At 69.7% G+C, this 14154-nt stretch carries 10 protein-coding genes and 1 pseudogene; all 11 read right to left on the bottom strand.

The genetic code is table 11. From position 1 onward, the window contains the following. Nucleotide 1: 1 nt before the first annotated feature. A complete protein-coding gene (locus ACK8HX_RS08060) occupies nucleotides 2-1120 on the bottom strand; it encodes a DUF917 domain-containing protein (RefSeq protein WP_411940161.1) in 1119 nt (372 codons plus the stop codon). After that, nucleotides 1117-2196, bottom strand: a complete 1080-nt coding sequence (locus ACK8HX_RS08055; RefSeq protein ID WP_411940160.1) for a DUF917 domain-containing protein — start codon at nucleotides 2194-2196, stop codon at nucleotides 1117-1119. The genes ACK8HX_RS08060 and ACK8HX_RS08055 overlap by 4 nt, the downstream gene beginning before the upstream one ends. Before the next feature lie 2 nt (nucleotides 2197-2198). Next, complete coding sequence (locus tag ACK8HX_RS08050; RefSeq protein ID WP_411940159.1) at nucleotides 2199-3746, bottom strand: hydantoinase/oxoprolinase N-terminal domain-containing protein; 1548 nt, start codon at nucleotides 3744-3746, stop codon at nucleotides 2199-2201. A gap of 28 nt (nucleotides 3747-3774) precedes the next feature. Further along, a complete protein-coding gene (locus tag ACK8HX_RS08045; protein ID WP_411940158.1) occupies nucleotides 3775-5106 on the bottom strand; it encodes a purine-cytosine permease family protein in 1332 nt (443 codons plus the stop codon). Between the two features lie 272 nt (nucleotides 5107-5378). Beyond that, nucleotides 5379-5549, bottom strand: a pseudogene (locus ACK8HX_RS08040) (helix-turn-helix domain-containing protein); the annotation flags it as partial. Nucleotides 5550-5982: 433 nt separating this feature from the next. Next, the gene (locus ACK8HX_RS08035) at nucleotides 5983-6249 is read right to left on the bottom strand and encodes a DUF6457 domain-containing protein (RefSeq protein WP_411940157.1); all 267 of its coding nucleotides are present in this window, start codon (nucleotides 6247-6249) and stop codon (nucleotides 5983-5985) included. Nucleotides 6250-6278: 29 nt separating this feature from the next. After that, nucleotides 6279-7028, bottom strand: coding sequence for a respiratory nitrate reductase subunit gamma (narI, locus tag ACK8HX_RS08030; protein ID WP_411940156.1), 750 nt, complete (start codon nucleotides 7026-7028; stop codon nucleotides 6279-6281). Further along, the gene (narJ, locus tag ACK8HX_RS08025; protein ID WP_411940155.1) at nucleotides 7025-7744 is read right to left on the bottom strand and encodes a nitrate reductase molybdenum cofactor assembly chaperone; all 720 of its coding nucleotides are present in this window, start codon (nucleotides 7742-7744) and stop codon (nucleotides 7025-7027) included. Before narJ ends, narI begins: the two co-directional genes overlap by 4 nt. Continuing rightward, nucleotides 7741-9432 (bottom strand): nitrate reductase subunit beta, encoded by a 1692-nt coding sequence (gene narH / locus ACK8HX_RS08020; protein WP_411940154.1) that lies wholly within the window; start codon nucleotides 9430-9432, stop codon nucleotides 7741-7743. The genes narJ and narH overlap by 4 nt, the downstream gene beginning before the upstream one ends. A gap of 124 nt (nucleotides 9433-9556) precedes the next feature. After that, a complete protein-coding gene (locus ACK8HX_RS08015; protein ID WP_411940153.1) occupies nucleotides 9557-13255 on the bottom strand; it encodes a nitrate reductase subunit alpha in 3699 nt (1232 codons plus the stop codon). Then, complete coding sequence (locus ACK8HX_RS08010) at nucleotides 13252-13953, bottom strand: helix-turn-helix transcriptional regulator (protein ID WP_411940152.1); 702 nt, start codon at nucleotides 13951-13953, stop codon at nucleotides 13252-13254. Before ACK8HX_RS08010 ends, ACK8HX_RS08015 begins: the two co-directional genes overlap by 4 nt. Between the last annotated feature and the right edge of the window lie 201 nt (nucleotides 13954-14154).

Raw genomic sequence — 14154 nt, 5'->3', positions numbered from 1 at the left:
CCTAGGGCGCGGCCACCGCATGGTCGGAGTTGAGGATCTCGACCGGGACGAACTCCTCGGCGAGCCCGAACGCCTCGGGCCCGAAGGTCGAGAGCGCGGCCGGGGTCCGCATCATGTCCGGGGTGGAGATGCCCAGCACGCGGACCCGTTGTCCGTACCGCAGCCCCTCGGTGGTGATGGGCTCGGCCGACTCGCTGTCGACGACGCAGATGAGGTCCGGGACGATCGCGACCGTCTCGCCGTTCCGCAGCGCGATGAGGTTCTCGTTCTGGAACCGGATCTCGAGCTCGTCGTCGCTGCCGTCGGCCGGGGCGATACGCGCGACGCCCTTGGCGAAGCCATCGGTGGTGCGCCGGTCGACGTCGACGACCTTGCCGGTGAACAGGGTGCGCACGTGCGTGTACATCGTCGTCGCCAGCGTGTCGCGGATGGCATCGAACGGCGAGCGCTTCTCCTCGCGGGCCCGGCGGATCGCGCGACCGAGAGCCAGGGCCATCGAGATGGTGCGCGGCACGGCCGTGCGACGCACGTCGGCGCCCGTCATCGCGTACTCGGCGATGTGCCCGACGCCGCCGAGACGGATCGTCACGGCACGCGCGAGCCACTCCATCTGGCGGTCGTCGTCACCGGTGTCGATGATGACCCGCTCGCCCCGCTCGCCCGCGAGGGCCAGGGGTGACCCGTGGACGCCGTAGACGGCGAAGGTCTCCATCGACAGCTCAGGGAAGGCCCGGCCCATCCCGTCGGCGTCGACGACCGGCAGGCCGGTCTCGGCGGCGACGATGAGCGGGATCATCGAGTTGATGCCTCCGCACTCGATCGGCATCGTCGCGTCGGCGGTGCGGCCGAGGTGCTCCTCGAGGATGCGCAGCGCGAGCGTGGGTTCGGTTCCCGCGGGGATCTTCTCGATCATGACGGTGGGGGCGCCCATCTGCGCGGTCGGGATGACGAACAGGTCGTCCGCGATCTCGTCCGGGTCCAGGATGGTGATGGCGCCGTCACCGAGGACGCGGTCGACGAGCATCATCCCGATGTAGGGGTCCCCACCTCCTCCGGTCCCGAGCAGGGTGGCGCCACGCGCGAGGTCGGTCAGGTCCTCCCTGGTGATCTGCCAGCTCACGAGGCCACCTCCAGGGCTCCGTCGAAGCGGTGTGGCTCGAGGTCGTACCCGAAGTAGCGCGGACCGACCATGGCCAGGGCCTCCCTCGTGTGCCACCGCTCGTCGGAGGGGGCGGCGATGACGCGGACGCGCTGCCCGTACCGGAGCCCCTCGGTCGTGATCGGCTCACCCGAGTCGTGCTCGAGCACCATGATGAGGTCGGGGGTCGTCGCGAGGACCTCGTCGCCGAGCTCGGCGAGCAGGTGCTCGTTCTGGAACGACAGCCGGAGCGTGCCGGCGTCGCCCTCGACCCGGGCACGACCGCGCGCGAAGCCGGTCGTGGTCGCCCGCTCGACGTCCACGACCTTGCCGGCGAACAGCTCGCGTCCGCGCAGCTCCTCGACGACGCGGGCCACCGGGTCCTCCTTGGCGGCGCGTGCGGCGGTGATCGAACGGCCCACGGCGGCCGCCTGCGAGAGCGAGCCCGCCACCATCGTCTCGCGCAGCCGCGCGCCGCTCTGGGGGAAGAGCGAGATCATGAACGAGCAGCCCATCTCGACGCAGGCGACGCGCGCGATCCGCTCCGCCCAGTGGTTGTCCACCGTGGTGAGGACGCCGGAGTTGCCCTTGTCGTCCGCGAAGGCCAGCGGCGTCGCCGAGGCCCCGGAGAGGGTGGGCAGGACCATCTGGAGCTCGGGGAAGGCGCGGCCCATCGCGTCGCAGTCGACGAGGGGGAGGCCGAGGGCGGCGGCCGCCGCGATCGGGATGGTCGAGTTGACGCCCCCGACCTCGGCGCAGGCGATGTGGGTGACCGGGCCGTCGAGGAACGGCTCGACCGCGCGTACCGGGGTCACGACCTCCTCCAGCGAGGGCAGCTTCTCGACCATGACGGTCGGCGCACCCATCATCGCCACCATGACGACACGGGCGTCGTCGGGCACCTCGTCGACGCCGACCACGGTGACCGGCCCGTGGGTCGCGAGCGCCTGGGTCGCGAGGAGGGCCCCGATGTGGGGGTCGCCGCCGCCCCCGGTGCCGAGCACGGCCGCGCCGCGGGCGAGGTCGGCGACGTGGTCGGCCTCGAGTGTCCAGGCCATGGTCAGGCCCCCATGTGGAGGTCGCCGACGGCCTTGACCCGGACCCGCGTGGCGTTGCCGGGCAGGTACGGGATCGGGACCTGGTCGAAGTCGACGATCGTGACGCTCGACGGGCTGGCGCCGGCGGCGATCGCCTTGTCGACGGCCTCCTGGCGGACCTCGTCGAGGATGGCGTCGCGGCGGCCGGGGTCGACCGCGAGCACCTTGTCGATCTCGCCCCCGACCTGGGCGATGGATGCTCCGATGGCGTTCGCGACGGCGTAGTTCTCGGGCCGGTGGACCTCGCCGAAGATGGGGATCTCGTCCGGCAGCAGGATCGAGCCGCCGCCGACGGCCACGACGGGGATGGGCTCGGCGGAGGTCCGCATGCGGTCCACGGCCTCGGCGATGCGTTCGGCCACGCGGTCGAGGGCGCGAGCGACCATGGCGCGGTCGAGGTGGGCGACGAGGGAGGCGTCACCGATGTCGGCCCGGCCGGCGGCGACCGCGAGGTCCGTCGCGGTCAGCTGGCTCCCGCCGAAGACGAGCGCCTCGGCGGTCAGCTTGTAGCCGACCGAGTGGGGACCGACGTCGGCGGCGGGGAGGTCGACGTGGCTGCCACCGCCGATCCCGATCGAGAGGACGTCGGGCATCCGGAAGTTGGTGCGGATGCCGGCGACCTTCACCTCGGTCGTCGTCTCCCGCGGGAAGCCGTTGACGAGGAGGCCGACGTCCGAGGTGGTGCCCCCGATGTCGACCACCGCGCAGGACTCGAAGCCGCTCGTCGCCGCTGCGCCGCGCATCGAGTTGGTCGGGCCGGACGCGAACGTGGCGACCGGGTAGCGCCGGACGAAGTCCTCGTCCATGAGGGTGCCGTCGTTCTGGCTGAGGAAGATCGGCGCGTCGATGCCGTGGGCGCGGACGGCGGCGGTGAGGCCGTCGACGATCGAGACGGCCATCTCCCGCAGCGCGGCGTTGATGATCGTCGCGTTCTCGCGCTCCAGGAGGCCGATCCGGCCGATCTCGTGGGACAGGGAGATGGCGACGTCGGGGCCGAGCTCGCTCGCTACCACCTCCGCCGCCTCGATTTCGAGGTCGTGGTTGACGGGGCTGAACACCGAGGAGATGGCGACCGAGCGGATGCCGTGCGCGGCCATGTCTGCGGCGTGCCGCCTGAGCTCGTCGTGGTCGATCGGCGAGATCGGGCGACCGTCGAACTCGTACCCGCCGTGGGCGAGGTAGGAGCGGCCCGAGATGGCCTCGCGCAGGCCGGCCGGCCAGTCGACGAGGGGCGGGAGGGCCCGGGTGGCGGGCAGCCCGAGGCGGAGGGCTGCGGTGGGGGCTAGGCGTCGGGCCTCGACGAGCCCGTTGATGAAGTGGGTGGTCCCGATCATCACCGCGTCGATGCTCGCGCCCTCGAAGGGGTGCTGGCTGCGCAGCTGCTCGACGGCGGTGACGATGCCGCTCGTCACGTCCTCGCTCGTGGACTCCTTGACCGCGGCGAGAACCTGGGTGCCGTCCATGAGGACGGCGTCCGTGTTCGTCCCGCCGACGTCGATTCCGATGTGCATGGCTCTCCCTGAGGTCGTGGGCGGGTCGTCAGTGGACGGGCACGGAGTCGGCGACGGGCGCGGCGTCCCGCGTGTCGGCCCGGCCGATCCCGCGGACGAGGCCCAGCTTCCCGGCGACGACATAGAGGACGACCGACAGCACCAGCGAGGTGATGCTCGGGATGCCCCACGTCACGAAGTACCCGACGGCCGACGAGACGACCCACACCACGAGCGTCGCGGGGACGATGCGCGGCGCCGTGGCGGGCAGAGCCCCCTCGAGTCGGGTCCGGTCGAGCTCGCCACGCCACTGCTTGACGATGAAGTACTCCGCGATCATGATCCCCGCGATCGGCGGGAAGGCGACGCCGAGCAGGATGAGGAAGTCGGTGAAGTGGCCGAGGATGCCAGCGGCAGCGAGGACCGAGCCGACGACGCCGAGGACGATGGTCGTCGTGACGCGGTGCAGGTCGCGGCCGAATGCTGTCGACACGAAGTTCACCAGGCCGAGGGAGGACGAGTAGAGGTTCCAGTCGTTGATCTTCAACGTCCCGGTCAGGACGATGAGCAGTCCGACGAGGCCGACCGAAGAGGTGACGATCGCGACGATGTTGCCGGTGCCCGCGGCGTGGGCGAGGAGCACACCGGCCAGGCCGATGACGAACTCCCCCAGGGTCACCCCGACGACCGTCTGCTTCACGACGTCCGCACCCGAGCGGTTGAAGCGGGTCATGTCGGCAGTGATGATCGCGCCGACGATGAGACCGCCCGCGACGATGGCCGTGCCCTGCCCGACCGACATCGCGGGGCCGGGCGGTGGGGAGGTGAGCAGCTCACCGATGGAGTGGCGGGTCAGTTCGGAGAGGATCGACCAGCCGACGAGGACGAGGAAGAGCGGCACGGTGATGTTGGCGAGCCACTGCATCCCGCCGAACCCGACCGCGACGATCCCGGTGACGATGAGGCCGAAGATGAGGCACCAAGCCCAGACCGGCAGGACGCCCGGCATGAGGGCCTCGAGGGAGTCGGCGGAGATGGCCGACTGGATGCCGAACCAGCCGATGAGGCTGATGCCGATGGCGAGGCCGACGAGGGACGCGCCGACCTCGCCGAACCCGGTCCACCGCGCCAGGAGGGCCGTGTTGAGCCCCTCGCGTTGGCCGATGATGCCGACGACGCACATGATCACCTCGAGGATGATCGACCCGAAGAGGAAGGCGAGGACCGCCTCGCCGAAGGTCATGCTGAAGCCGAGCGTGGCGCCGAGCAGGAACTGCGAGAGTGCACTGACCTGACCGAACCGCTGGACGGCGATGCCGAACCAGTGGCGCTGCGCGGGGGGCGCCACTCGGGAGAGTGCGAAGTCGTCTGCGTGTGCCATGCCTGGGTTCCTTCCGGGTGGGTTGGGGGCACGGCAAAGTTAGGGTCACGGTCGGGCCGCGGCAATGGGCATACCGCCCATATTGTCCACTGGCATGTGCATGTTGCACTGCCGTCGGCCACCGCTTCGTCGTCTGAGCACCAGATCGGGTGCTCCGCCCTCAAGCGTCGGCGGGGAAGCACCCCATCGTGGTGGGGAGCCCTTCCACGGCCTGCGGTGCACCGAGCAGAGACGCGGGAACAGGCGCGGCGAACCTGACCCACCCGCCCTCATTGATGTCGTCTCTCCGACTGGGCTTCGAGCGCGCCGTACCGGGCCAGCCACGTGTGCAACGCCTGCCGGGACACCTGCCACGACGCCGCGACCTCGGTCACCGTACGGCCATCGCTGATGACCGCCAGAACCGCCTTGTACCGCTGCTCAGCCACGCTCATCTCCCCCATGAAGAGAGCGTCAAGGATCAGCCGAAGGAACGGTCGAGCATCAGCAGGAACACTGTCACCCACCAGCCCAAGACGACATGTCCAGCATCAGGCGAAGGCACACAGGGCGATGGAGCTGGCGGGGGGACTCGAACCCCCAACCCCCTGTTTACAAGGCCGACCCGAAACAGTCACTAGCTCTCTGACCTGCACAAATGGCGATGGCGGTGCGACACGCGGGCCCGCGTGCGATTGGAACGTCATGACACGACGTGTCCTGGCAGCCTCATCGCAGGTCATCGGAGTGGCCCTGTGAAGCCGACTGGCGCTGATGCTCGACATGCCTCTTCGGCTGACACGCCAGGTGGCGGGGCCCGTATCGTCCCGTCCTGATCCCGAACCGATGGTCCAGGCACCTCGCAACGCACGAGTGAGAGGCCTTGCCGCGGCGGGTCTATCCCTCGGCCGGGAAGGTGCTCCGGATCGCGTCCGTGAGCGCCTCGGCATCGACGTCCCGGCCGGCGGCCGTCCGCGCGCCGATCGCCAGGCCGAGGATGTAGGAGCCGACTGGGGCCATTGGCCGGGCGAAACCGTGGGCGATCTCCTTGGTCAGGCCGTGGATGCCCGTGACGTCCACCGCCGAGGGGTCGACGTCGACGGCCCGGCAGGCGTCGGCGATCCAGTCGTGCCACTGGTGCTCAGCGGCGACGAGGTCGGTCATGGCTGAGGTCCTTCCGGAGTCGGTTCGGGTTACTTCTTCTGGAGCTGCGGCTTGTCCCATCCGCGTTGCGGCGCCCGGTTCCCCGTGCCGCGGCCGGGGCGTTCGTCCCGGGAGCGGTACACGAGGTAGGGCCGTGTGATGTAGCCCAGTGGGGCCGAGAACACGTGGACCAGCCGGGTGAAGGGCCACATCGCAAAGAGCAGGAACGCGAGCAACGCGTGGGCCTGGAACCCGATGGGCGCCGTCGCCATGAGCTCGGGCTGCGGCTGGAGGGCGAAGATGCTGCGGAACCACGGTGAGACACCCTCGCGGTAGTTGTACTCGCCGCCGAACTGGAACAGGCTGCCCGCGATCGTGTTCCAGATCCCGAGGACGATTACCGCTCCGAGGACGAGGTACATCACCTTGTCGTTGCGGGTCGTGGCGCTGAACACCGGCCCGTTCGTGCGACGTCGGTAGACGAGGATGGCGAGTCCGGCAACGGCGGCGACGCCTGCCGGGATACCGCCGACGAGCGCGATGACGTGGTACGTGTGCCGGTCGAGCCCGACCGCGTCGGTGACCGACTGCGGCAAGACCAGACCCATGACGTGACCACCGACGACCCCGAGCATGCCGAAGTGGAACAACGGGCTGCCGATGCGGAGCAGGCGGTCCTCGTAGAGCTGGCTCGAGCGGGTCGTCCACCCGAACTTGTCGTAGCGGTAGCGCCACACGTGCCCGACGACGAACACGGCCAGGCAGACGTAGGGGACGATCACCCACAGGAACGTCGTCATCGGGGGGCTCCTACCGGAATGGTCGGGCCAAGCAGGGCGGTCGTGTCGACCGGCTCGGGTCGGGGGTTGATGCGCGGGTCGAGCGCGTAGGAGTCGAGACCGACGTCCTCCTGGGGTGGTCCCTGCGCGAGCAGCTTCAGCAGCGCGGCCTCGTCGTCGCCCTCGAGCGTCGGAAGCGTGGACCGTAGGGCTTCGAGCACGGGCGACCAGGGCGACCGGCGGCGGACCAGACCGGCGCGCAGCACCTCGATGGCGACGCGGTGGCGGGTCAGCAGGTCCCAGGCGGTGTCGCGGTCGTGGAGCGCGCCGAGCTCGAGGACGACGCAGAGGTGGTCGGGCAGCTCGACGTCGGTGTCGAGGACCGCGCCCGCGCGGCGGAAGGCCTGCTTGAACTCGACGAGTGCGACGCCACGGCGCCGGGTGTCACCGTGTGTCACGTAGGTGAGGTGCAAAGAGCAGCGGCGGGTGACGTCGAACGTGTCGACGTACTCGCGCTGGAGGTCGCCGAGGGTCTCCGGAGCCACGCCGTCGAGGTACTCCAGGAGCGGGTCGCGCTGAGCGGAAGCGAGGGCGGCCACCACCTCACGCAGCATCGGGATCCGCTCGAGGAGAACGGTGTCCGGATAGTCGAGGAGGAGGGAGACGACCTGCCACGTCGCGGCGAGTGCCGCGTCGTCGACGGTCGGAGCGGCGTCCCGGTGCCGGAGCCACCTCATCGTCCTGCCTCCGTCCGGTCGGCGCCGGCCGCGCCGTCGGCGGTGCTCGTGCGCTCGTCGTCGGGGAACATCCCGTCGGGGAGGCCACGACCGTCCCAGTTGAGCAGGTTGACCCGACCCCTCTTGCTCCCCCCGCCCACGAGCTCGTCACTCGTCTGGCGTTCCTGGAGCATGTGGAAGTTCTCGACCGCCACGGGCGTGGGGACGCCCGACCCCTCACCGAAGAGGTCCTGCTGACCACCGCCGTACTCGGACACCGCGCAGTCAGTGGCGAGCTCCTCGAGCGAGTGCGCTTGCTCGGCGTGCGCGGGCGGGATGACGTAGCGCTCGGAGTACTTGGCGAGGGCGAGGAGGCGGAACATCTCGTACATCGCCTCGCCCTCCATCCCGACCGACGCCGGGATCTCGTCGCGGGGGTCGCGCCCGAGGTTGATGTCTCGCATGTACGAGCGCATCGCGGCGAGGGTCCTCAGCACCCGCTCCACGGGCGCGGTGTCCCCCGCCGTGAAGAGGTTGGCCAGGTACTCGACCGGGATGCGCAGGGTGTCGATCGCCCCGAAGAGGTTGTCGTGCGCCTCGGCGTCGTGGCCGGAGTCGCGGATGGCGTCGACGACCGGGGACAGCGGCGGGATGTACCAGACCATCGGCATGGTCCGGTACTCCGGGTGGAGTGGGAGGGCGACCTTGTAGTCCATGATGAGCCGCTTCACGGGGCTGCGTCGGGCGGCGTCGACCCAGTCGGCCGGGATGCCCGCGGCCTCGCCCGCACGACGCACCTCGGGGTCCTCGGGGTCGAGGAAGCAGCCGAGCTGCGCCTCGTAGAGGGCGTGCTCGTCCTCGACCGTCGCCGCCTCGAGCACCTTGTCCGCGTCGTAGAGCACGAGCCCGATGTAGCGCAGCCGGCCCACGCACGTCTCGGAGCACACCGTCGGGATGCCGACCTCGATGCGCGGGTAGCAGAAGGTGCACTTCTCGGCCTTGCCGGTCTTGTGGTTGAAGTAGACCTTCTTGTAGGGGCAGCCGGTGATGCACATGCGCCAGCCCCGGCAGCGGTCCTGGTCGACGAGGACGATGCCGTCCTCGCTGCGCTTGTAGATGGCCCCGCTCGGGCACGACGCCGCGCACGACGGGTTGAGGCAGTGCTCGCAGATGCGCGGCAGGTAGAACATGAAGGTCTTCTCGAACTCCATGCGGACCTTGTCCTCGATGCCCTTGAGCATTGGGTCCTTGACGGCGTGCTCGCGTGACCCGCCGAGGTCATCGTCCCAGTTGGCGCTCCAGCTGATGTTCACCGGCTTGCCGGACAGCAGCGAGTGCGGGCGGGCGACCGGGAAGTTCTTCTGGGCCGGCGCCTCGAGGAGGGTCTCGTAGTCGTAGGTCCAGGGCTCGTAGTAGTCCTGGATCGAGGGCATCTTCGGGTTGCTGAAGATCGTCAGGAGCTTCTTGAGCCGGCCACCGGCCCGCAGCGAGAGCCGACCGTTCTTCACCACCCAGCCGCCGAGCCACTCCTCCTGGTCCTCATAGCCGCGGGGGTAGCCGAGGCCCGGACGGGTCTCCACATTGTTGAACCAGACGTACTCGGTACCGGCGCGGTTGGTCCAGGCCTGCTTGCAGGTCACCGAACACGTGTGGCACCCGATGCACTTGTCGAGGTTCATCACCATCGCCATCTGGGCCATGACGCGCATCAGAGATCACTCCCATGTGAAGGGTCGGGGTCCCCGCGAAGTATCGGGGCCGGGTCCCACGCTTCGCGTGGGCGGAACGAGTGCGGGTCCCACGCTCTGCGTGGGCGAACCTCGTGGGGTGACATCAGTACTCCACGTTCTGGTTGGTCCGGCGGCGGATCATCGTGACCTCGTCCCGGTTGTTGCCGGTGGGCCCGATGTAGTTGAAGAAGTACGACAGCTGCGCGTAGCCGCCGATGATGTGGCTGGGCTTGATCATGATTCGCGTGAGGGAGTTGTGGATCCCGCCCCGCTTGCCGTCGCGCTCCGTCAGCGGCACGTCGATCAGCCGGTCCTGCGCATGGTGCATGTAGACGGTGCCCTCGGGCATCCGGTGCGAGACGATCGCCCGGGCCGCGACCACGCCGTTGCGGTTGACCGCCTCGATCCAGTCGTTGTCACGGACGCCGATCTTGTCCGCGTCGACGTCCGACAGCCAGATCGACTGCCCGCCTCGCGAGAGCGAGAGCATGAAGAGGTTGTCCTGGTACTCGCTGTGGATCGACCACTTGTTGTGCGGCGTGAGGTAGCGCACCGACACCCCGAGCGCGTTCTGCTCGCCGATCGCGGCCTCGCCGAACAGCTGGGTCATGTTGAGCGGTGGCCGGTACACCGGCAGCGCCTCACCCATTCCCAGGATCCAGTCGTGGTCGAGGTAGAACTGCTGCCGCCCCGTGAGGGTGTGGAACGGCTTGAGTCGCTCGATGTTGATGGTGAACGGCGAGTACCGCCGGCCACCGGACTCCGAACCGGACCACTCCGGTGAGGTGATGACCGGGACGGGAGCGACCTGGGTGTCGGCGAACGTGATCTGCTTGCCCTCGTGCTCGGCCGCGAGGTCGTGCAACGGTGTGCCGGTTCGCTTCTCGACGTTCGTGAACCCGTGGGTGGCCAGGTGCCCGTTCGTCGTCCCGGACAGGTGGAGGATGGCGTCGGCCACGTGGATGTCGGTCTCGAGCCGGGGCTGGCCGGCGCCGGCCCCCCGGGACGCCACCCCGTTGCGCGTCCGCAGCACCTCGATCTCGCGCTTCACGTCGTAGGGCACGCCCTTGGTGAGCATGCCGACCTTCTCCATGAGCGGGCCGATCGAGGTCATCTTGTCGTACACGGCGGGGTAGTCGCGCTCGGTGACGACGAGGACCGGCATGGTCTTCCCCGGCACCGGGTCGACCTCGCCGGTGCGCCAGTCGCGCACCACGCCGTGGACGCTGGCCATCGCCTCGGGGGTGTCGTGCCACAAGGGCTTCGCCACGACGTCACGACGGGTTCCGAGGTGGTCGACCGCAAGCTCGGAGAACCGCTTCGCGATCTCCTTCCACGCGTCCCAGTCCGTCTTCGCCTGCCACGGCGGGGCGATCGCCGGGTTGAACGAGTGCACGAAGGGGTGCATGTCGGTGGTGTTGATGTCGTGCTTCTCGTACCAGGTGGCCGCCGGGAGGACGACGTCGGAAAAGAGGGTCGAGCTCGTCATCCTGAAGTCGATCGTCATGAGCAGGTCGAGCTTGCCCTCGGGGACCTCCTCGGGCCAGGTGATGCCCTGCGGCCGCTTCTCGGCCGGCGCCTGGGCTGCGGTCACCGCGTTGTCGGTGCCGAGGAGGTGCTTCAGGAAGTACTCGTTGCCCTTGGCGCTGGACCCGAGGAGGTTGGCACGCCACAGGCTGAGGACGCGGGGATGGTTCTCCTCGGCCTCGGGGTCCTCGACGGCGAACTTCAGTGCGCCCGAGCGCAGCTGGTCGACGACGTAGTCGGCCGGCTCCATCCCCGCCGCATCGGCGTCGTCGGCGATCGCCAGGCTGCTGCGGTCGAAGGTCGGGTAGCTCGGCGTCCAGCCCAGACGGACCGACTGGGCGAGGAGGTCCATGACGCCCTTGCCGGCGAAGATGCCGGTCCCCGCGTCGACCTCGTCGGCGGTGAAGGTGTCGTAGCGGTACTGGCTGGTGTTGACGTACCAGTAGGCGGTCTGGTTCATGTGCCGCGGCGGCCGGTGCCAGTCGAGGGCGAAGGCCATGTGCTGGAAGCCCATGATGGGCCGGACCTTCTCCTGCCCGACGTAGTGGGCCCAGCCACCCCCGTTGCGCCCTTGGCAGCCGGTGATCGTCGTGAGGAGCAGCATCGCCCGGTAGATCTGGTCGGAGTGGAACCAGTGGTTGGTGCCGGCGCCCATGAGGATCATGCCGCGGCCCTCGGTGTCGATCGCGTTCTGCGCCCACTCGCGGGCGATCCGCGCGACCTGCTCCGACGGCACGGAGGTGATCTCCTCCTGCCAGGCGGGCGTGGCCGGCGTCGAGGGGTCGTCGTAGTCCCGGGGCCAGGTTCCGGGCAGTCCCTCCCTCCCGACGCCGTACTGGGCGAGGAGCAGGTCGAGCACCGTCGTGACGAGCCGGTCGCCGATGCGGCGGACCGGGACCCCGCGGGTCACGTGCGCGACGGAGCCGTCCGCGGTGTCGAAGCGGGGCAGGACGACCTCGACCGGCTCCGCGGCACCCGCGGTGCCGTGCAGCGTGAGGACGGGCTCGATGCCCTGGAGGTCGAGGTTCCACCGCCCCCAGCCCTCCTCGCCGTACCGGAACCCGATGGATCCCTGCGGCACGGCGACCTCACCGGTGCGGCTGTCGAGGAGCACCGGCTTCCACATCGCGTTCTCGCTGCTCGCCTCCGGGACGTCGAGGTCGCCGGCCACGACGTACTTGCCGGGCCGGTACCCGGTACCGGACCCGTCGGGCTCGAGGGTGACGAGGAAGGGCAGGTCGGTGTAGCGCTGGTTGTAGTCGACGAAGAACGGCACCTGCTGGTCGACGAAGAACTCCTTGAGGATGACGTGACCCATCGCCATCGCGAGGGCGCCGTCGGTCCCGGGGGCGGCGGGGACCCACTCGTCGGCGAACTTGACGTTCTCGGCGTAGTCGGGCGAGACGGCCACGACCTTCTGCCCGCGGTACCTGGCCTCGGCCATCCAGTGGGCGTCGGGGGTGCGGGTCATGGGCACGTTGGAGCCCCACATCATGAGGTAGCCGGCGTCCCACCAGTCCCCCGACTCAGGGACGTCGGTCTGGTCGCCGAACATCTGCGGCGAGGCGTTCGGCAGGTCGGCGTACCAGTCGTAGAACGAGAGCATCGGTGCGCCGATGAGCTCGAGGAAGCGCGCGCCGGACGCGTACGACACCGGAGACATCGCGGGAATGGGCGAGAACCCGGCGATGCGGTCGGGGCCCCAGCGCTTGACGGTGTAGACGTGGGCGGCCGCGATGATCTCGACGACCTCCTCCCACGTCGAGCGGACCAGCCCCCCCTTGCCGCGGGCCGACTTGTACCGGCGGGCCTTCTCGGGGTCCTGTACGACGGACGCCCACGCCACGACCGGGTCGCCGCCCACCGCCCGCTTGGCCTCGCGGTACATCTCGAGGAGGACGCCACGCACGTAGGGGTAGCGGACGCGGGTGGGTGAGTAGGTGTACCAGGAGAAGGCCGCACCTCGCGGGCAGCCCCGTGGCTCGTACTCGGGGCGGTCGGGGCCGGTGGAGGGGTAGTCGGTCTGCTGCGCCTCCCAGGTGATGATGCCGTCCTTGACGTACACCTTCCACGAGCAGGAGCCGGTGCAGTTGACTCCGTGCGTGGAGCGGACGACCTTGTCGTGGCTCCAGCGGTCGCGGTAGAACGCGTCGCCCGCCCGGCCGCCCTTGCGGTGCAGCGCCCGGTGGTCGGGCGAGACCTCCCCTCGGGTGAAGAACCGCCGGGTGCCGACCAGGGCGTCGGTCAGGGGTCCGTCGAGTCCGGCGGTGCTCATGCGGTCTCCTTCGTGGCAGGGGCGCGGAACGCGGTGGTGGTCGTGATGTGGGCGACGCAGGAGTCGGGACCGACGAACGGCTCGAGGGTGACGCGGGCGTTGGTCTCGCCCAGCCGTTCCAGTGACCCCGCGATGAGCCCCCGGTGGATACCGCAGACGACGGCCTCGTTCGCGCGAGCGAGCTCGTGGAACGGACAGTGTGACAACGTGATGTCGGCCGACCGACCACCGCGCGACGTGGCGAGCTCGGGGGTGTACCCCCACTCGTGGAGGACGTCGACGACCTGGGCGAGCTTGCCGAGCCACCGGCCCGGCGACTCGGCCGGACGGTCGTCGGCAGCCACCGGCACGTGCTCGAGGGCCCAGCGGCGACCGGCCTCGGCCGGGGTCAGCCGCTCGCCGTGGAGCGTGCCCGCGAGCGCCTCGACGAGCAGGCTGCTCAGCAGGCGCAGCGACTCGACCTCCGGGCGCCCGCTCGTGGCACCCGCGACGACGGTGTAGACCTTGCGCGGCCGACCCGCGCCGCGGTGCGAGCGGAACTCGCTGCTCACGGCGCCTGCCGCCACGAGTTGGTCGAGGTGGAAGCGCACGGTCGTGAGGTGCAGCCCGACGTGCGACGCGAGCTCGGCCGCGGTCCGGCCGGCCCCCTGTTCGGACCGTTCGGCCTCGGTCAGGGTGTCGATCAGTGCGCGCCGCACGGGCGACTCGAGCAAGGCGGCCACCGGATCCGACTGACCACCCATGAACGCCCTCCGCAGAGAAATGGAGGACACAGTTCCTCCGTCTTCGGTCTCACCGTAGCAATGAGGGAGAGCTTCGTCTCGCTGATCGTTTCGGGTTGACGCTGTCGCAAATTGACGCTACTACTATTTGTCGTAGTAGGCAACAGGACGCTTGCC

Source organism: Oryzobacter faecalis (assembly GCF_046764005.1).
GTDB classification, from domain to species: domain Bacteria; phylum Actinomycetota; class Actinomycetes; order Actinomycetales; family Dermatophilaceae; genus Oryzobacter; species Oryzobacter faecalis.
This window is presented reverse-complemented; position numbering and strand designations above follow the sequence as displayed.